Source organism: Desulfogranum marinum, from assembly GCF_963675105.2.
GTDB classification, from domain to species: domain Bacteria; phylum Desulfobacterota; class Desulfobulbia; order Desulfobulbales; family Desulfobulbaceae; genus Desulfogranum; species Desulfogranum marinum.
In genome coordinates, this window is sequence record NZ_CAXXRO010000004.1 from 2,147,814 (window position 1) to 2,166,937 (window position 19,124).

General features: G+C 47.6%; 14 protein-coding genes. 2 read left to right on the plus strand and 12 right to left on the minus strand.

Annotation, left to right across the window (positions count from 1 at the left end):
- Window positions 1-51 precede the first annotated feature (51 nt).
- Window positions 52-1,524, minus strand: a complete 1,473-nt coding sequence (locus ACHZCY_RS18130) for an ATP-binding protein (protein ID WP_319549917.1) — start codon at window positions 1,522-1,524, stop codon at window positions 52-54.
- 21 nt (window positions 1,525-1,545) lie between these two features.
- Window positions 1,546-2,262, minus strand: coding sequence for a response regulator transcription factor (locus ACHZCY_RS18135; RefSeq protein WP_205224606.1), 717 nt, complete (start codon window positions 2,260-2,262; stop codon window positions 1,546-1,548).
- A gap of 286 nt (window positions 2,263-2,548) precedes the next feature.
- Here ACHZCY_RS18135 and ACHZCY_RS18140 point away from each other — a divergent pair, with 286 nt between their 5' ends.
- On the plus strand, window positions 2,549-3,343 hold the full coding sequence (locus ACHZCY_RS18140) for an EF-hand domain-containing protein (RefSeq protein ID WP_319549918.1): 795 nt from the start codon (window positions 2,549-2,551) through the stop codon (window positions 3,341-3,343).
- A 203-nt stretch (window positions 3,344-3,546) separates the two neighbouring features.
- On the opposite strand, the gene ACHZCY_RS18145 is transcribed toward ACHZCY_RS18140, so the two are convergent.
- Window positions 3,547-4,653 carry a metal-dependent hydrolase gene (locus ACHZCY_RS18145; RefSeq protein WP_319549919.1) on the minus strand — a complete coding sequence of 369 codons (1,107 nt, stop codon included), beginning with the start codon at window positions 4,651-4,653 and terminating at the stop codon, window positions 3,547-3,549.
- A gap of 785 nt (window positions 4,654-5,438) precedes the next feature.
- Between ACHZCY_RS18145 and ACHZCY_RS18150 the strand changes: the two genes are divergently transcribed.
- Window positions 5,439-6,575 (plus strand): DUF3616 domain-containing protein, encoded by a 1,137-nt coding sequence (locus tag ACHZCY_RS18150; RefSeq protein ID WP_319549920.1) that lies wholly within the window; start codon window positions 5,439-5,441, stop codon window positions 6,573-6,575.
- A gap of 123 nt (window positions 6,576-6,698) precedes the next feature.
- On the opposite strand, the gene ACHZCY_RS18155 is transcribed toward ACHZCY_RS18150, so the two are convergent.
- The 9 genes from ACHZCY_RS18155 to ACHZCY_RS18195 form a co-directional block, all read right to left on the minus strand.
- Window positions 6,699-8,150 (minus strand): sigma-54-dependent transcriptional regulator, encoded by a 1,452-nt coding sequence (locus ACHZCY_RS18155; protein ID WP_319549921.1) that lies wholly within the window; start codon window positions 8,148-8,150, stop codon window positions 6,699-6,701.
- On the minus strand, window positions 8,147-9,196 hold the full coding sequence (locus tag ACHZCY_RS18160) for a protein-tyrosine phosphatase family protein (protein WP_205220863.1): 1,050 nt from the start codon (window positions 9,194-9,196) through the stop codon (window positions 8,147-8,149). The genes ACHZCY_RS18155 and ACHZCY_RS18160 overlap by 4 nt, the downstream gene beginning before the upstream one ends.
- A gap of 67 nt (window positions 9,197-9,263) precedes the next feature.
- Window positions 9,264-11,726, minus strand: coding sequence for a PEP/pyruvate-binding domain-containing protein (locus ACHZCY_RS18165; protein ID WP_319549922.1), 2,463 nt, complete (start codon window positions 11,724-11,726; stop codon window positions 9,264-9,266).
- Between the two features lie 48 nt (window positions 11,727-11,774).
- On the minus strand, window positions 11,775-12,392 hold the full coding sequence (locus ACHZCY_RS18170) for a hypothetical protein (RefSeq protein WP_319549923.1): 618 nt from the start codon (window positions 12,390-12,392) through the stop codon (window positions 11,775-11,777).
- A gap of 104 nt (window positions 12,393-12,496) precedes the next feature.
- Complete coding sequence (locus tag ACHZCY_RS18175; protein ID WP_205220866.1) at window positions 12,497-14,206, minus strand: sulfite exporter TauE/SafE family protein; 1,710 nt, start codon at window positions 14,204-14,206, stop codon at window positions 12,497-12,499.
- Between the two features lie 97 nt (window positions 14,207-14,303).
- Window positions 14,304-14,735, minus strand: coding sequence for a hypothetical protein (locus ACHZCY_RS18180; RefSeq protein WP_319549924.1), 432 nt, complete (start codon window positions 14,733-14,735; stop codon window positions 14,304-14,306).
- 66 nt (window positions 14,736-14,801) lie between these two features.
- On the minus strand, window positions 14,802-16,484 hold the full coding sequence (locus ACHZCY_RS18185) for a GAF domain-containing protein (RefSeq protein WP_319549925.1): 1,683 nt from the start codon (window positions 16,482-16,484) through the stop codon (window positions 14,802-14,804).
- A 72-nt stretch (window positions 16,485-16,556) separates the two neighbouring features.
- Window positions 16,557-17,009: a 4Fe-4S dicluster domain-containing protein gene (locus ACHZCY_RS18190; RefSeq protein ID WP_205220869.1), complete on the minus strand. Its 453-nt coding sequence runs from the start codon at window positions 17,007-17,009 to the stop codon at window positions 16,557-16,559.
- On the minus strand, window positions 17,006-19,120 hold the full coding sequence (locus ACHZCY_RS18195; RefSeq protein ID WP_205220870.1) for a molybdopterin-containing oxidoreductase family protein: 2,115 nt from the start codon (window positions 19,118-19,120) through the stop codon (window positions 17,006-17,008). The genes ACHZCY_RS18190 and ACHZCY_RS18195 overlap by 4 nt, the downstream gene beginning before the upstream one ends.
- Between the last annotated feature and the right edge of the window lie 4 nt (window positions 19,121-19,124).

The window sequence follows — 19,124 nt, forward strand, 5'->3', positions numbered from 1 at the left end:
GCGTGAACGTGTTTACCCGCAATAACTAGGTTTTCAACCAGTTTTACAATTTCACTGATACGTTATCGGTAAGGGAAGTATGATGCGAGCAAGGAGTCCCTTGCCGTCATCGGCATTCATTAAAGAAATCTCACCATCGTGCTGCTGCACTACCTGGTTCGAAATAGCTAAGCCAATCCCTACTCCACTGTCGTTTTGTAAACGCTCTCGTGCGACAGATACCCGGTAAAACGGCTCAAAAACAAGTAAGAGGTCTTCTTCAGGTATGCCGGGACCAAAGTCACGAACAAGTATTACAGCTTTCTGTAAACCATTTTCCTCGGATTTCTGTAGACAAAGGCTCACTTCAACACTGGTTCCTTGAGCAGTATAATACACCCCATTACGGAGTATATTTTCAACAGCTTGCCTTATCATCTCTCGTGAGCCGTAGAAATTAATTTCCGGCAAATGGCCTGCTATTGTCACCTGTTTACCCGTACCTTCAACTTCAAAAGATACGTCGTCCACAACCTCTTTAACGAGAACAGCTAGGTCAAAATAGGTTTTTTCGATATTTTCCAGGCCCTGTTTCGAGGATGGCAAGCTCAGTAGTCGGCCTATAAGCTCATTCAGGCGGCTTACCTCTTTTTCAACCTTGTCCAGCATCAAACTATTATTCTCTGCCCCTTTTTGTCGTGCAAGTTCAAGCGCTACACTAATTCGAGCCAGGGGAGATCTAAGTTCATGGGAGATGTCGACGAGTAATCTTTTCTGATACTCTACCAGTTTTTCCAACCTGTTAGCCATGTGGTTAAAGTCACGTGCAAGGTCTGCCAGTTCACCCTGATTTTGTCCTTTAACCGTTGCAACTCGGGCAGAGAGGTCACCAGAGGCAATCTGTCTGCTTGTAGTACGCAATTTTTGAATCGGCAGACTGAAAGAGTGCGCCAACCAGTAGCAAACAAAGCCGATGATGAGCAAAAAAACTGATGTGTATATGAGGATATCAAGGCCGGGAAAAGGGTGAAACGGCGATTTCTTGTCCCTGGGCGGTCCCTTTTGCCAAGGAGCGGGAGGGGGCGGGATACGATGAATTCCCGCAATCAGATATGGGTTGCCGTCATGGGAGACGAGTGGGCTGGCTACAAACAGGAGCCGGTTCATTTCTGTAAGCTGCAATTTTCCCAGTTCAAGAGAAGAGTTGATGACGTGATTCAGATCGGTCGGCAACACCTTTCCTTCCGGATAACTCTTACCATCCACCAGCAGGAATAACTCCGTCATCATAGACGTGTTTGTTCCATGTAAATACCTGGCAAACTCTTCGCTGTCTTTATTTTCGTAAATCCCATAGGCAGCTTTCCCAACTGATGTAATGGCTCTGGCCATATCGGCATTACGTTGCTCATGGAAACTCTCTCTGGCCCCTTGAATAGAACGGTGGGAAAAAGAAAAGAGTATTAGGCCGGTAACCAGACCAGCGACCAACACTGTTAATGCAAAGCTGATAAACAATTTTGCAAAAATGGTTTTCCCTATCATCTCTCCATCCGTTCCCAACGGCTAGGTCGTCGTATATTGATAGCCAACTCCGCGTACATTTTTAATTCGCTCAATACCATTCACCTGATGACCTAGTTTTTTTCGTAAACTGCTAATGTGCACATCAATACTGCGGTCAAATTCTTCAAGCTTGCGCCCGAGAACACTTATCGCCAGCTGGTCGCGTTGCACCACTTTCCCAATGTTGTTGAGCAATTCTTGCAGCATGGAGAACTCTACAGAGGTCAATGAGATAATTTTGCCATTTTGGGTAACTGTTCTCGTACCCGCATCCAGAGTAACATCGCCATAGCTCAGGTGGACGGGGAGATTCTGTTGTTCAGGCTGTGCAGCATACCTGTTATTTCGTCTGGCTATAGCACGGATTCTTGCGACCAATTCACGTGGATTGAATGGCTTGGCCATGTAATCATCAGCTCCCATTTCCAGTCCCACTATGCGGTCCACATCTTCACCTTTGGCCGTGAGCATGATGACTGGTATCTGTGAAGAACGCCTGATTGATCGTAACACCTCAAAACCATTGAGACCCGGGAGCATAACGTCGAGGATGACAAGAGAAAAATCATTGGTGAGGGCTTCTTCAAGACCTGTAAGGCCATCATTGACAAAATGGCAGGCAATATCTTCCTGTTCCAGATAATCAACTAATAGTTCACAGAGTTCATGGTCATCATCAACGATGAGAACCCTTTCTTTGGGTAAATATTCCGACATAGCTGAAAATAGAAAATGTAACGCTCAGTAAAAAAAGTAAGGAGTAACACCATGAACAGCCAAACGTGCTGATGTGTACTCAGCTCAATTGCCTTGTAATGTAAAAGTTCCATAGGAGGAGTACAACAGGTTAACGTCCTGCTTTACAAACCTTTACAAAACATTACTCCAGGTTAACACAGTTTTTGGGGTTCTTCGTCGATAATGATAACAGGAAAGAGTTATCGGTACGACTGTTGTACAGGAAGTACTTTTATATTATCGGATGCCGTAAGGAGGCTAATAAATGATCAATAGCATCGGTGGAAACCAAGGTATGCTCAATACCATGATGAATCAGAGCGTACAAAGACGCCCAAGCCCGGAAGAAAAGTTTAATGAAATTGACACGGACAGCAGTGGTGGGGTCAGTGCAACAGAGTTAGCAACGCTCACAGAAGAAATTTCATCACGTTCCGGTCAAACCATTACTACAGAGGATGCTTTTTCAACCTTTGATAGTGATAACGATGGTGCTCTTAGCCAGAGTGAAATGGATAGTATGATGACGGCAGTGATGGAACAGTTTGGTCCACCAAGTCAGTCTGGTGGTACAGATCCATCTTTTCAGCAAGCTCTCTCCAGCTATTCAGAAAATATGGGTTCTTCTGAGCTAAGTAGTATGATCGGTCAGATAGGAGCAATGCCCGCACCACCACCACCGCCTAATGCGGCTGAACAATTCAGCGAAGTCGATGACAACGATGATGGTGCAATCAGTTTGAAGGAATTGATTGCCCTGACTGACGAAATGTCGACGGTAAGTGGGACGTCGATTAATGCAGATGAATCATTGGCTGCCTCCGACGCAGATGGTGATGGTGTCCTCAATGAAGAGGAAATGCAATCACTTATGTCAGAATTACATGAAAAGCTCGGCCCTCCGCCTCAGAGTGGCAACATGAGTACAATGGGTGATATTTTTAGCTCTTATCTTGAGGATGCGGATAGTGATACCCTGTCAAGCCTGGTTGAAATTCTTGGCAATCACATAGCATCAAATGCAGCAAACTACTCTACAGGGGTAGATGTTCAGGCATAAAGCCTATAGTGCTTTTTGAAAAGTGGCTATTTCTTCCAATTTCGGAGTCAGGGCTTACCTGAGCTTGAACGAGATAGCTACTTTTCTAAAGTACCCTGTGATCAGGTCCTACAAGGGCTACTGCATAGTAAACCTCTTGATATCGCACCACCAAAACTGTAGCCGTAAAATGGATCAGGCTCGGTTATTTTGATCGTCCCCATTCATTGCGTTTTGAGTGGCTCCTGTAGTCTTTCAGCGTATGTGATAGCTCCTGTACCTATGTTACCTGAGGTGGAATACCAATTTTTTCCTCCCCGAATTCTGGTCGTTAATAATTGTAGAGTGTGAAGTGGTGCATCTACATCCGGCAATATCGAGAACAGGGACTTTTCCTGTGGAGCCTGCAAATCGAATTTCCAGGCAAATGGCCAATCCCATTTCTGATACGATTGACCATGCATTGATGGGATTTCATTAAATCTGAGGTCAACAACTCTGATTAAATTGTCTCCTTCGTCAACGGCGAACCACCATCCTTGCGAAAACCACTCTACAACCGTAAAAGTTCTTGAGTCAGTTATTTTTTTTATTAAATCGGCTTGGCGTGGGATGTGGTAAAATTGAATGGTTGGAGTTGGTTTGTCAAAGATGGACCAGTAAGCAAGGAGAAAACCGTCCTTTGTCTCTGCGACATGCCGCCAGAGAAAGGTGGTGAAAGGGCCTGCAGTGGTTCGCTGCCTGGTAATATCGACGTTTTCTTTTGCGAGTGCTGAGCGAAAGGTATGATCCGCAATGGCCTGAATGGAAAACGACCACATCATATAGCAGGCGGCCAAGGTTAAACCAGCCACGTTGGCTTTTACCCCAAGGGAGGATTTTGCAACTGCAGCTATAGCACATCCCAGGAGGAGAGGGAGAGTGAACAGCGGATCGAGGATGAAAAAATTGCCAAGAGCAAAGCCCGTACGGGAAAGTGGCGCAAGTAGTTGCGTACCATAGACGGTAAAGTAGTCAATGAGAATATGTGTTGCGTAAATCAGCAATGCGCCGAGAACTGCCGATGGTAAGGACAATCGCTCCCTGTGGAAATATCTGCAGAGCAGCCAGCCCGTCAACATGGAGCCAAGAAGAACAAACCAGATTGAGTGGGATTCTCCCCGGTGCCAGTAAAGCCTTTGAACGTCATCGAGGAGGGGGTAAAGGATGATATCCAGATCCGGGATTGTGCCGCCGACTGCACCAAGGTACAATGCCTTGTTGCCTAATTTTTTATTCCAGCAGAGGTGGCCAACAGCTGCACCAAGTGCTGCCTGGGTAAGTGAGTCCATGGTGAATTACTCAAGTTAAATTGTTCTTCCAATGATTGAAATATAAGTAATAAAAAGAGGATGGCTGTATATATATCTGATTTTTTGCCAGGATTTGGCCTGACGCGGAAATTGATTAGCTGTCAAAGGGTAAACAAAGATATGTATTATGCAACGTTTACCGGATAGTGAGGTGCCTAAGGACGTATCCGTGCCGGAGCGAAAGGTGCGTGAACAGTAGTAGGCATCTTGTTCGGGAAATTGGAGGGAGGAATCCGGGCTTGTAATGGGGTTGCCTTATCATCGTGGAGAAGAGGAACGTATATGAAAAACTTTACGTTGTCGTTTATTGGGCTAGCATTAGCCGGTTTGACTCATCTATTCCACTGCACCTGCCAGGTTGGAATTGTTCGTGCCGTCCGCGAGGTTACCTTTCATCTCGTTTTGTCATCTCCCTCCAAAATCTGAGTTGTGGGCAAATAACGTGAAAGCCTTTTTCGAGCTGATTTGGACACCGGTTTTTAATAACATGGGGCCCTGAACCCAGTGGTTCAATTGCGAGGTGGCTGATATCGGTTCTTGGTTGAAGACCACCACCTTTGCTTCGAATTTACCAGTTCTTACTTGCAGCCGTTTGTCGAGTGAATTCGTCTTTGCAGAATATATTGGAATTGTAATAACCTGGAATGTTTTTCCGGCTGCGGCATGAAACATACATTAATTTGAAAGGTTGAAAAATTGACATCGTATCCTTTCTAGTAGGTTTGTTGATCAAGAATTCGATGCTTTAGCAAAAGGAGAGTGCAATGATGAACATAAACTCATATCGGTTTTATTCTATTCTTTCCAGGTATGTTCCAATAGTAATAGTTATCCCCTTATTATTAGTCTGCATCGGTTCATTGCAGGGGGCCGAAGTGGTGAGTAGCGAGAGTCTCTCCATTAATGGAAAACTCATCGAAAAAAGGAAGAAGCCGGACATCAGTCGCAATATAAGTGGAGTTGCCGCCAAAGGAGGTCTTCTCGTGGTTGGTGCCGATGAGGGCGGGGATGTCCTTGTCTTTAAGCAAAAGGACGAGCTCGAATATAACGAGACCGAGCACGTTTGTATTCCTCTTGACGGAAAGAAGTGTGGAGATGCGCGTAAGGGAGCAGAGATTGATATCGAGGGTATTGCGTGGGGTACTAAATATCTTTACGTCATAGGGTCTCATTCCATTGCGCGAAAGAAAGTGAAATCAAAAAAGACACCCGAGGAAAACAGGCAACGCCTCGAGACCATAAAAGTGGAGCCAACAAGAGATCAGTTATTTCGGGTAGAGCTGGATAAACAAGGAAAGGTTGCCAACGGAACCAAAATACAACAACTAAGCCTCCGCAAGCTGCTGGTTAATCACCCCGTTTTGTCAATTTTTACGCCTATTCCCAGCAAGGAAAACGGAATAGATATTGAAGGGTTGGCAGTCAAGGAAGTTGATGGACATGATCAGCTCTACATCGGATTTCGCGGGCCTGTTCTGCGTGGAAACCATGCACTAGTGATGGTTTTGGATTTTGAGCGTGGTGAGTTTACGGAGAGTAGTATTAAGCAGGATGCTGAGCATCCCAAAGTGCATTACCTCAACTTGGGCGGTCGTGGTATTCGTGGGATGACCGAGTTGGAAAACGGCGGTTTTCTTCTGTTAACCGGACCAGTAGGTGACGCTCTGCTGGGTGATGATAAATCTATTTATCAGGTAGTTTTCTGGAACGGTAAAGAGGACGACTTGGCCGGTGTTGCCGGAAAAATACTGTGTAATATACCCACACCCGATGGCACCAAGGCCGAGGGCATCGAACTGTTAAATAAGAACCGAGCCGCAACCGACGTCTATCATTTTGTTATTGTGTATGACGGCGCTGAAAAGGGCGGGACAACTGTCTTCACCTGTGAGCGACGATGAGTAATCTCTCGGTTTGAATTTGTGAAAGTGGCAAGGATTCAGTGAATGTTGAAAAGTGACTTTTAGTATTGCTGGACTATCAGCAACACTCCGATTTTCATCCATTAATATAAACTGAAAATTTTAATTGCTAGGCTTGAACCGGCTCGATACTATCTTGTAACGACGCATCAGCCGTTGCAGAGCTTGGCGCTCCATGCCACTGGCCGCTGCGGCATTGGTGACATTGCCTTGGTGCTCGGTGAGTTTGTTGGAGATGTAGCCAATGGAAAAGTGACCGACCAGCTCAGCTTTTGCATCGTTATAGGGTGTGTGATAATAGGCTCGGAGATTCGGTTCTCCTCCGGACGGAGCCTGTTTTTTCCCATTGTCGGGGAGCAGCGGTAACAGATCATCCAAAACAACGTCTCCTTCTCCAGCCAGGAGTACTATCCGTTTAATAGCATTACGAAGTTCTCTGATATTTCCCTGCCACTCCAACTTATAGAGATGCTGGAGTACCTCGGTCGGCAAGGACAACTTTTCTCTAGCGTACTGGTGTTTGAACTGGGACAGGAAATGATGGACCAGGAGCGGGATATCCTCTTTCATCTCCCGTAAACTCGGCATAACTACGGTCACCACGTTGAGCCGGTAAAAGAGATCTTCACGAAATTCTCCTGCTTTTATTTTTGCTTCCAGATCCTGGTTGGTAGAGGCGACTACTCTCACATTGACCTTGATGGTCTTGTTTTGTCCCAAGGGTTGTATTTCCTTTTCCTGCAGTACTCGCAGTAGTTTGGTCTGGATGGCAACCGGGATGTCTGCAATTTCATCAAGGACAATGGTGGAGCCTTCCGCCTCTAAAAAAAGACCTTTTTTGTCATGCATTGCCCCTGTAAAAGCTCCTTTGCAATAACCGAAAAGTTCGCTTTCCAGTACGTTTTCAGGCAGGGCGGGGCAGTTAACCGTAATCATCTTTTTCTCTTTCCGACTACTCAGGTCATGCAAGGCGCGGGCAGCTAGTTCTTTGCCGGTGCCGCTTTCCCCTCTGATAAGTACTGTTGCATCTGTATCCGCCACTCGAGTCAAAAGGTCTAGTGCCCCTTTGAGGGCAGGACTTTGCCCGATGAAGCCTTGAGGAAGGCTGAGGTCTTTCAGGCGCTCCTTGAGTTGGATATTGGTACGAAGAAGGGAGGTGCGCTCAAGACAGTTGCTCACAATCCTGACGATGTGATCTTTTTCAAACGGTTTTTGCAGAAAATCGTAGGCACCATCCTTCAAGGCCTGGACAGCCATGTCAATGGTTCCGTAGCCGGTCATAATAACAACAGAGATGGTTGGATCATGCAAGCGTACTTTTTTCAGTAACTCAAGCCCATCCAAATCCGGCATTTTTATATCGGAAACGATGACATCCGGAGAGCTTTCATTGAGCAGTGATAGTGCTATTTTGCCGGAAGAGGCGGTGATCACATCACAGTTGCATTTTTTTTGCAGAACCAGACGTAACATGGAGAGCATATCAGGTTCGTCGTCGACGATCATCACCAATGTACGATCGTTGTCTGGTAATGCCGTTTTATTCTCTGTCATTGCCTGTTTTTTTGGGAAACAAGGTACTGAAAATATCGTTGAATGAATTTGCCGGAAATTGTCTCCTGGTTGCTTACTTCAGGAAGAATTACCCCACTCTGTGGGTCCGTTTCAAAAAGGGCGCTAAACACCGCTTTGGATAAGAGGGCCAGCTCTTTATTGATTTCCTCCATCTGTAGCTCTGTTTTCTCGCTGTTGGTCCGGCAATGAATGGGTCGGTATTGATGGAGCAGGCATTTGTCGCCCTCTCTTAAAGGACAGCTATTTTTAGTGCCTGCCTCAAGAGCATTGGGATTGTCAGGGATACGGACAATATTTCCATCTGCATTTTCTTTAGCAGTGATGTTTGCTGCCGCCTTCTGGATAACTTGGTTTCTTCGTGCAGAGGAAAGCGCGATATTAACCTTATGGTTAAGGTAAAGAGCTTCGATCAGTGAAAGCTTAAATGATTGAGGGCATGGACTGCTGTCTTGACTGCAGCATTCACTTGATTTGTTGCTGAGTTGGGCATCAACTCGTTCAAGGAGCTGCTCATAGCGGGCATAAAAAAAGCTGAGATCGGCTCCGGAACGATTGTTGGCAGAGGGCTCTCCCATTTTGAGCTGGCCTTCTTTTTTGCCGAATTTTCTCAGCAGCCACCACTGGGAATAGTTGGTGGGATTGGCCCGCGTTTTTTTGAGGAGTTTACCTGCTTTTTTCAGATTGAATCCTCGGCGAAGCATGTAGGCAGTTACAAACGTTCCGGTACGACCAACGCCGAGCTTACAGTGGACAAGGACTTTTTTCCCAAGGTAAACGGCTTCATCCAGCCATTCCAACCCTTTTTCCATCAGTTCCATTTTAGGTGCGGTTTCATCTGGAATAGGGAGATAGAAAACCTCAAAGCCAGCGGCCTCTTCAAGTTCATGGAGGTCGGAGAATTCACCGCAGAGGTTGACAATACCAGTGATCCCCTGTTCTTTGATACTGTCAAAGTCATCATAGGACATAGGGGCGTGGCCCACTGCCAGATGGTCGGTTATCCATGTGAGCTTATATGTAGACATCGCCTTATCCTGTAAAAACCGGTTTGCTGTATAAAAACAGTGTACAGCTCTTTACGCTCTGCAGCATTTATCCTTCCTGTGAGAATGAATATCGTCCTTTATAAAAGTCTTGAATATATTCGGCAACCATTTGCTGGTCCACCAGGACCATATCCATCAATTTGGTGGCCCCAAGCAGACGGCCTGTCATATCCAGTTTTTCTTTCATGATACCGGCGGGAAGAGGAGGCAGTTTTGCCTCCAGGAGGTCTGCTTTTTTGTCGACGGTGAATTCAAGGCCTTCCAGTACTCCGGCGATAAAATCAATCCGTAACAGTCTCTGTTCATAATCACCTCCGCCGCCTGCAAAGCGGAGCATACAGTGGTTTTCCGCTTCGTTTTCTCCGCACATGACATCAAGCACGGTAAAATGATAACCAAAGCGGATATTAAAATGGAGATAATCGGTTCCGATCACAGCATAACTGGCAAAGGCGAAACTGTCTCTTTTGGGAGGGACACCACCTGCCAGTTCAATTTTGTCGTACGCCTCCCAGTCAAAAGGCTTTTGTTTCCATTGAACACCAGGATTGGTTAACCCTTTCCATACCGCGTGAAAGGGGACCGAGGCTACCTCTTCAAGGGGAATTGATTGCCGCTTGTTGACCTCTGTAGAGAATCCCCCGCCCACATCAAATAAAAAGACATCCAGTGGAATATCGGCAACCAGGCGCAAGGCACCCCTGCCTGTGCCCGGTCTGCCGGTGGTAAACATGGAGACCAGAGCTTTTTCATGACAGAACCGGATAATGTCATGCATGGAGCGGCATCCTTCGGGCTTGAAATTTTTTCCAGCGGCATCAACAAGTTCCAGAGGGGTAATGAATTTCAATGCCTCTTGAAGAATCCGGGGGTACTGCCCCTGGTGGATTGCTTGGCTGCTATGGCTTAGCAGAGATTCGATCCTTCCTTCATAGATAGCCCCTTTCCAGGCATCCACGGTAACGATCTGGCCTTGATGAAAACGCTCGCACACCTCATTAATCCCCGTGAGGTATGGGACGCCGAACTCTCGGGCAACCGTTGCGAAATGGCTGGCCCGGCTGCCTCGCTCGGCCAGAACCGCTGCCAGTCTGTTGATGACCTGCACGTATTCCGGTGGGCTGTCTCGGGTAACGAGTATCGCTCCTTCAGGAATATCTTGCAGCGAGTGAGTGCTGTCAAGCTGGTACACTGATCCAGCGCCAACGCCGGGTGATGCCTGTTGACAGCCATCAAGTAAAAGCAGGTTGTCGTGCTGGCCGGGCTCTGCAGACGAACAGCTTTTGCTGGAGAGATGTAAAGGACGTGCCTGGAGAATAAAAACCATGTTGGCGGTATCTATGGCCCATTCGATATCCTGAGAACCTGTAAAATAGTTTTCGATCTGGAGCCCGATCTGTGCAATTTTGGCCGCCTGCTCTGCAGACAATATGGGTTTTTCGGGTAATGCTGAAATCAGTTGTGGATGATGGTCCTTGGATAACTTATAGGTATCGGGATTTTCTTGTCCACTGACCAGCCTGTCGCCAAGGCCGAGAACAGCATGCAGGTGGAGTGTGGTATTGGGTTGTTCGTCATTTATTCCACTGGTATAGAGGACCCCGCTGCATTTGGCTGGAACCATCTCCTGAATGAGTACGGACATCGCTGTCTCTTCATCACCCAGACCGTGCGTGATGCGGTAAAAGAGTGCCTGGCTCGAATATTTGGAGGCAATGACCTTCCGGTAGGCCTGCGATATATCCTGGCGCTGGTTATCAAGCACGGTTGCATACTGGCCGGCAAAGGAAAAAATGCCGTCTTCGCTGATGGCACTGGAGCGTACTGCCACTGTAATCGGGTTGTCATCTGTAGTTGTCCAGCTGTCATAAGCATTCAGCATTGCCTCGGTAATCACTGGTGGGACTTCAGCGTTGAGGATGAGCTCCTGCAGTTTGCGGGATGATTTGCTTAAGGATTGCGGTTGATGGATATTTACTTCAGCAAGCAGTTCGTCTATCGGCTGGCGCAGATTGTTATATTCGATGAAGTAGTGAAAGGCGCTGGAGGTAACGGCAAAACCATTAGGGACTGGGATATTCAGTTCGTTTTGCACAATGGCAAGATTTTTTGCCTTGCTGCCTATTTGGTTATTGTCAGATGCTATTTCCTGCAGGGTAAGTACAAAAGGGGGAGCAAAATCTATTTTGGGAGGTGCCAACAGGAAGCGGGTATAGAAGTCAAATTTTTTATGATAGCTCTTGAGGGAAACATAACTGCCGGGTGCCATTGTCTCCAAGGCATCGATCATACCGTAAACCTGGAGGGAAAAGTGGGTAAAGCGTTTACGGATGGCGGCCAGGTCTACCGGTAAACCTCCATGGAGCATATCCTGAAATTCAGCCATTTGCTCATGGCAGGCAATATCGAAATTCAATAGCTGCTTCAGAGCCTCGTACTTTTCCCGCAGCATGGTTCCTGGGGCAAACAGACGGTAGCTCCAATGCTTAAAAAGTGCGTTAAGCAGCATGTTTTCTCCTTGTAAAAGGCAGGGAAGACAGGCAGATGTAAGGAAATGTCAGGCGTTTATCTCCTTTATCATTCCTACCATCTGTGTTGTTTTTCCGTTTTTGTATTTTTTTAGCAGTGTGGCTGTGAGGCTCCATAATAGGTAACAGGTAAGCAGTGAGATAAAGTACCAGAACACAGAACCGATAAGAATCGGTTCGCTGCCGGTGGAACTGATTTGGATCACATATTCCCTGCCAAAGAGGTTGAGCATTTTTTCGGGTCGATAATACTCGTTGATAAAAGCAAAAATAAAAAAGATAGGCAGTACCTTGCGTGCAATACCAAGGAGTAATCCCTCAAAAAAATAATCGTAGTAGGCTTTGTTGAGTTCGGCTTTGTCAATGTTACGTGCCATTCTACTCCCTTTCTCGGTGTCTTCACAGCGCATAGCTTCCTGACGCAGTTTCAGCCAATGGGTGTAGGTTTTTTCCAGTTCCAGGTAACGCTTGGTAATAATAAACCGGTTGAGCAGTTTTGTAAGACCTACTGTACACAGACCAAGCAGAGAGATGAGAAAAACAGGTCCGAGCGAGTGAAGGTGCTGCAGAATGGAAAACATTGTGTCTCCAAGCAGGACGAAACCGATTACCAGATATTCCCAAATTGTGTCAAGAACGGCATCCATCGATAATACTCTCTGTAATATTTGTGGGGCTTAAGAAAATAATAAAATGAGTACTGCCGGGGAAAAAAATCCCCGGCAGACTGTACATCCAAGTGCTCTTTTTCTCAGATCCAAACTTCGATTTTGAAAAAACGGAAAAAGAGGAAGAACAGTGTGGCTGCCAAGACAACCTTGAGCTGTATCTCACTGAACATCTTTTGTGCACGGCTACCAAGCATACCACCGGCAAAACCACCGATAATGATAGCACCTGCAAGTACCCAGTCAGGCCAGTAACCAATCATAACATAGCCTAAGAAGGACCCGATACTGGAAAAACAGGTTCCTATCAGAGAAATAGGCACTGCAACATACATTGGCAATGCGCCAAGAGAGGTCATTGCCGGTACGAGGAGAAAACCACCGCCGACACCGAAGGTACGGGAAACAATACCGATAAGTACGCCGAGAAATGCAAACAGGAGTGGGTTGATCTTAAACTCTTCACCCCAGAATTTAAAACGGTAATCGGTTAAGCCTGTCTTTATCGGCTCAATGGATCCCATTTCCATGACACCGCCGGTTTCTTTGGCACTTTTTACGGCAGCGTTAAATTTTTGGGTCATGGCCTTGATGTTTTTCCGCTTGTCCATGGCCTTTGGGGTCATTTCCAGGACGGTTTTTATACCCATAAGCACGACTAAAACCGCCAGCCATTCCTTATAGGCCGCCATTGGCAGGATTGCAGAAACATATTTACCCAGCCAGATCGATCCGATGAAGATTCCGACGCCGAAAGAAATGCCGATCGGCCATGCCACACGTTTCTCGACCACCGCAAAACGGTAAAAAGAACCAAGCGGGGAGAAAAGAGTCAGCGCCATGTTGGAAGGTTTGAGTACGTTAGCAGCGTTTACCCCTACCGGTCCCATGGTGTTGACAACAAGCACCTGGAAAGCAGCCATGAGCAGGCCGCCTGCGGCGCCGATCATGGAGAAGTAGGTACCAACAGCGATAGCACCGAGCACGATCCAGAGAGGGTTCATGTAGCGAAAGCCTTTAGCCAGCCAGAAGCCTTTGCCTTCCAATGCAAAAGAACCGGACTGACTACCATTGACATAGATGTCAAAGGTGGTATCCGGAGGAGTATGACGAAAGCTTTTGAAGGTGGCGGTGAATTTGCCGGTAGCTTTGTCCAGGTTGATTTTGGTGCCTTCATCCCAGTAGTTACCGCTGGAATCATCCTGAAGCACGGTTCTGGAGAAAATAACAATTTTTCCAACCCGGTTGCCTTCTTTAACGATGGTGTTAATACCGTAGCTGGATTCGTTGGCCCATTTAAGGAATGTCCACTGGTCCTTTGTTTTGATGGGACCAAGACCGGCCTTTGCTGTGGCATCAATAGCATCAAAGTCTTCTTCCAACAGATAACTGTAGGTAGAGTAAAGACCTTTTGTACGCCCTTTGCCAAGCAGTACCGAAGGACCACCGAACTTGGTGTCGTCGACTCGTTTACCAAAGGCGGTGGGGTTAGTGGTGAGGACATAATAAAGAGGCGGAATGGAGGAGTCCATGCCAAAACCTCTTTTATCGGTTTCTTTGGCAAAACGTTTTTTCTCATGAGGCATGGTTGCATCAGCAGGCTTGAATTCTTCCTTTTGAGCAATAGCCAGGTATAGTTCCTGTCCTGGTTCGATCGTGCCTTCAATGGTGACGGTGTCGCCTACTTTGCCATCAGTGGTTACTTTTGTTTCGGCAAATGCCGGGTTGAAGCTCGCCAAAAGAAAGACAGCGAGACTCATCGCCGTAAAAAACGGGATGCGCATGGTTTTCATACTGTTATCTCCTTATTGTTATTTGGTGTTCAGTTGCGCATAGGTAAAAGGTGGGTTGTATGTACTGGGCTCCTCCTCTGCAAAAAATGGTAAATGTTTATTTGTTTAATCGTGTTTTTTTCTTTGCTATCCAGGCACCGGAAAAGGTGCCGGAAAGGGCGAAGAGTGTCGCCAGTAAAGAGCGTAGAGCGGCAATTGGCGGCTCCCACGGTTGGAGCACTGCAATGACGGCACAGCCGATAATGGCAAACAGCAGGGAAATGCTTGTCAGGGCTATTGCCGGCCTGGGAAAGCTGCTGCATTTATCAAGGAGGCCATAACCGGCTGTTGCCCCATTAAAACCTATTATGCCTGGTAATAGGATCAACAGAGCAGCGGGTGAGAGCACCATGGAAAAAAACATCAGCAGAATAACGATGCCGACAGCACCTGTTATAAGGGAGTAGAGGTATATACCTAAAGGGGAGAGAAGAAATTGTTTCCATCTCTCCACCACTGTTCTGGCTCCATCAATACACATTTCAATCACTGCAACCTCCTGTGTTGTCAATTCCTCCAGCCAAGTTCCCTGAAAGGTGTCGCCTGCGCTGGTTGTTCATTTATTTTCTGCTGGTGTAAGATCCACAATCCTGGTTTCCCCCACATATTCGCTGCTCGAATATCCGGTGACATCAATCATTTCCCGGGTTAGCTCACCCATTTTTTTCAGGTTGCTGATTACCAGGTCCATCTCCTCTATCATTTCCTCTGAAGAAAGATCATCACGGAGCAACTGGGCTGTTCCCAGAGCTGCAAACAAGGGAGTGTTCAACTGATGAGCCGCCGTCCCGGCCATCTCAATAACACCCTGGAGCTTCATCCGTTGCGAATGCTCCTGTTCCAGCATCACCTGGTCAGTGATGTCGTTGACTGCTTCGACTACAAAATCAACCTGGCCGTTACTGTTCAGGATCGGGGTCAAGTGGCGCTCATACCATTTATCCTGGTCGCCTTCCTGATACTGCTTCACCACGGTGACGGGCTTGCACGAGGTTAAGACTTGCTCAAGATGGAACTGCTGCTCATCTTCGACTGTGCGTGGCGATATAGACCGATAAAGACGGCCAAGGGTGTCCTCTTCCGTATGTTGGTGTGTGGTAAGAAACTGTTTGTTCACCATTATGACCCGTTTGTCCGGGTCAACTACCAGCAACTCCATCCAAAGGGAGTCGAGAATGGTTTGCAAAAAACGCTCATGCTCCTCAATTTGGTTGAAGAGGAGCGTGATTTTACGGTAGAGCCTGGCTTTTTCAATGGCATTGCCGCCTTCTTCAGCCACTGTTACAGCAAAGTGAATGTCACTTGCTGAAAAGGAGCGATGGCTATCGGTGAGCAATCGCAGCACACCGATAATTTCCTGATCATTTTTAATAGGCACGGCAAGGATCGACTTTATGCCTTCTTCCTTTATCTCGTCGTGATAGTTGACTCTTGGGTCATTGGGAGCGTCATAGATAGCGACCGGCTCGCCCTTGAGGACTTTGAATATCGAGTTTTCGCGGCTGATATTGCCTCTTTTGAGATATTTTTCGGAAACCCCTGAAGCCGCTACCAGCTCCAAACGGTTGGTTGCCGGCTGCAGCAAGCGAATGGTGCATGCCATGACCCCCATTATCCCCGGCAGCTTTTTTACAATTGCACCAAGAATCTGGTCCAGGTTCAGCGTCGAGTTGACCAGTTGTGAAATTTCTCGTTGGGCTTTAAAAAAGGTGACCTGGTTTTTCATCTCCTGGAACATGTGGCAATTGGAAATCGCTATGCCCACCTGCTCGGCCAGGGACATGGCAAAATTGATCTCAGGGTCTGAGAATTCTCGCAGATCTTTGGTTAAAAGGCGGAGCAATCCGGTTATCTGCCCTTGGAAAATGATAGGCAGGGACATCGCACTTTTGACACCCTCGTTGGATATGAAAGCACAGCTGTCATGGTCACAGGTGACGTCAATATTTTTACGCGCTGTCGGTCGTCCCTCCATCAGCGTATCCATCACCTCTTTGGTGTCAATGGTGGAGCGGGAAAGATATTCATCAGAGACACCCCAAGCAGCACCCAAGACAAAGCTGTTGGTCCCTGCATCAAGCAGCCTGATGGTGGCTGCATCAACGTCGAGCAGGGAAGGGAGTCGTCTGACCACCAGATCCATAACCTCTTGCGAGGTATGAACCGTGCTGATAAGGCGGGTCACTTCCTGGAAGACAGTGAGGTAATCACTTTCTATGTTGGGCCTGGGTGAACTCATGGTTCTCTCTTTACCGGCAGCAGGAAGTGTCCCTGCTGCCGGTTTTTATACGATTATTGCTAACAGAAGATATTAAGTCGTCTGCAGGGTTACCAGTTGCAGGGCATGGGTGGTGCACTTGGTTACACAGGCAGGCTTGAGGCCTGCATCGAGACGGTCCATGCACAAATCACATTTAACGGCTTTGCCTGTCGCTGGATTCATGACGGGTATTTCCCACGGACATGCTTTTTGGCAGGCCATGCATCCTATGCATTTATCCTGATCAATATAAACAATACCGTCCTCGCGCTGGATCATGGCATCTTTAGGGCAGACCGGAACGCACAGTGGATCTTCACAGTGCCTGCAAGCAGAGAAGGTGATCTCTGTTTTTGGAATCCCACCCACCTTTTGTAAAGGAGTGCAGCTGATGTCGCAGAGGATGGGGCCTACCGGCAGGTTTTTGTTCACTTTGCAGTGCACCGTACATCCATGGCAGGCAATACATCTGCGGCTGTTGAGATGAATCATATATTTTTTCACAGTTCCACTCTCCTCTTGGTGTTGCGGATACTCTTTGTTACATAGACAAAGGCGTCACATAGATTGACTCCGCCTCCGGCCTGATCCCACTCATCGAGTTTACCGACCATCAACTTCTGGTCGCTGATGCCGGCCATGAAACTCCTGCTCTGACGGGGAATTTCTTTGCCGAATCCATGGACGGTAAACACTGCCTCTGGATGCACATGATCGGTTACATGCGCTTCTGCTGTGGCATTGTAGGATCTATCAGCAGAGGAAAGTTCCACCAGATCCCCTGTTTGAATGTCTAATTTTTTGGCCTGCTTGGTGTTGATCCAGACTGTATTGGTCGGCATCAGCTCAGACAGCAACGGGTTGTTGGTGGTATGTCCCTGGGTGTGCACTGCCACCTTGCCGTAGATGAGACGGAACATACCTTTTTTGGGTATTTCAGGAGCTTCAAATGGTTTTAAGGACGGGAGTCCCGCCTTGTCCAGTTTTTCACTGACGATTTCAATTTTACCGCTTGGGGTCTTGAACTGACCATCGAGTTTATCGCGATCAAAGAACACTTGCTCTTCGCTTAATTCGATAAAACCTTTTTCATCAAAGTCAGCCATGGTATAGCCGGTGGGCTCAAGCTGCCATGCCCACAACTCATCCATGGTTTTGAACGGGAAGGTCTCTTCCAGGCCTAGGCGAGAGGCCAGACCGGTAAATATCTCGCAGGAAGACTTGGTGTCCCATTTTGGTTCTACTGCCCTACGGCGAACTGCAAGTCGTGGTTTGAGTCCTTTTTGCTGGACAATGGGGGTGTCTCTTTCGAGATAGGTTGATTCCGGAAGGATAACGTCACTGTACCAGCCGAACTCACTGTAGTTGACATCAATGGAGACCAGGAGATCGCATTTATCCAGCGCCCGTTTTTGTTGCTCTGGATCAGGCATGCCGCTGAACAGATCATGCCGCATGGCGATCCAGGCCTTGATGGGGTAGGGATCCTCCTTGAGCATGTTGTTGAAAAACAGATGTGCAAGACCAGGACCCTTGTCAAAGTGATTGTATTTCCAACCAATACCGTCGCCGCGTTTGATATCCGGCTTGGCACAATCTATGGAACGGATACCTTTTTTACCGCAGTCGCCGGCCCCTTTGGGGATGAACAGGCCGCCTTTCATCTCAATATTGCCCATCAGGACATTGAGAATATGCATGGCGCGGCTGGCGTAAAAAGAGTCTTTGTAGCGGGCCAGGTTCCACCCCGGATGAAAAATAACGTTGGGCCGGTCTTCCCCTATTTCCTCGACAAAGGCCAACAGATCCTTTTCCTTAATATTGCATTCTTTGGCTGCCCAGGCTGGAGTGTACTGTTCGATGAAACTGCACAGTTCATCAAATCCGGTGACGTAGTTGCTAATAAACTCTTTGTCGTAATAACCTTGTTTGATCACCTGATGGATGACACCAAGGGCGAGAGCATAATCCGTTCCCGGACGGACCTGGAAAAAGCGAGTAGCCTTGGCGCCGGTCATGGTCTGGCGAACATCGACGTAGGTCAGGCGGCCGCCGTTATCCAGCATATCCAGGGTCTGGTTGTTCTCGGCAATACGTAGTGCCGAGAACATGTCGCGGCCGAAAAGCACCAGGTGTTTGGCATTTTTTATGTCATAAGCAAAGCCTTTACGACCAACGCCATTAATGGAAAGACTTGCATGGTGGGTGTTTCGGCCACAGGTGCAGTCGTGATTGGTATAGTTGGGAGAGCCAAAGGCATGGATAAAGGCTTTGTACATACCCTGCCAGGGACCGCCACGGCTTGAGAGTACGACCGATTCCGGACCATATTCGCTTTTGATGCGCTGCAGCTTTTCCGCCACGTAGTCCAGTGCCTCTTCCCAACTTGCCTCGCGCCAGCGTCCGGCACCGCGTGCACCCTCACGGATGAGCGGCTGCTGGGGGCGCTGGGTATCATTGAGCAGGGCTACGCCGGCAGAACCTTTGGCACACAGGGCTCCGTCCAGCTGATGCGGGTTGCCCTCTATCCATGTTACTTCGTTATTTTCAGACTCCACCCGGATAGGACAGCGAACTGTGCACATCCCGCATATGGAGTAAACTGATTGTTTCATACAA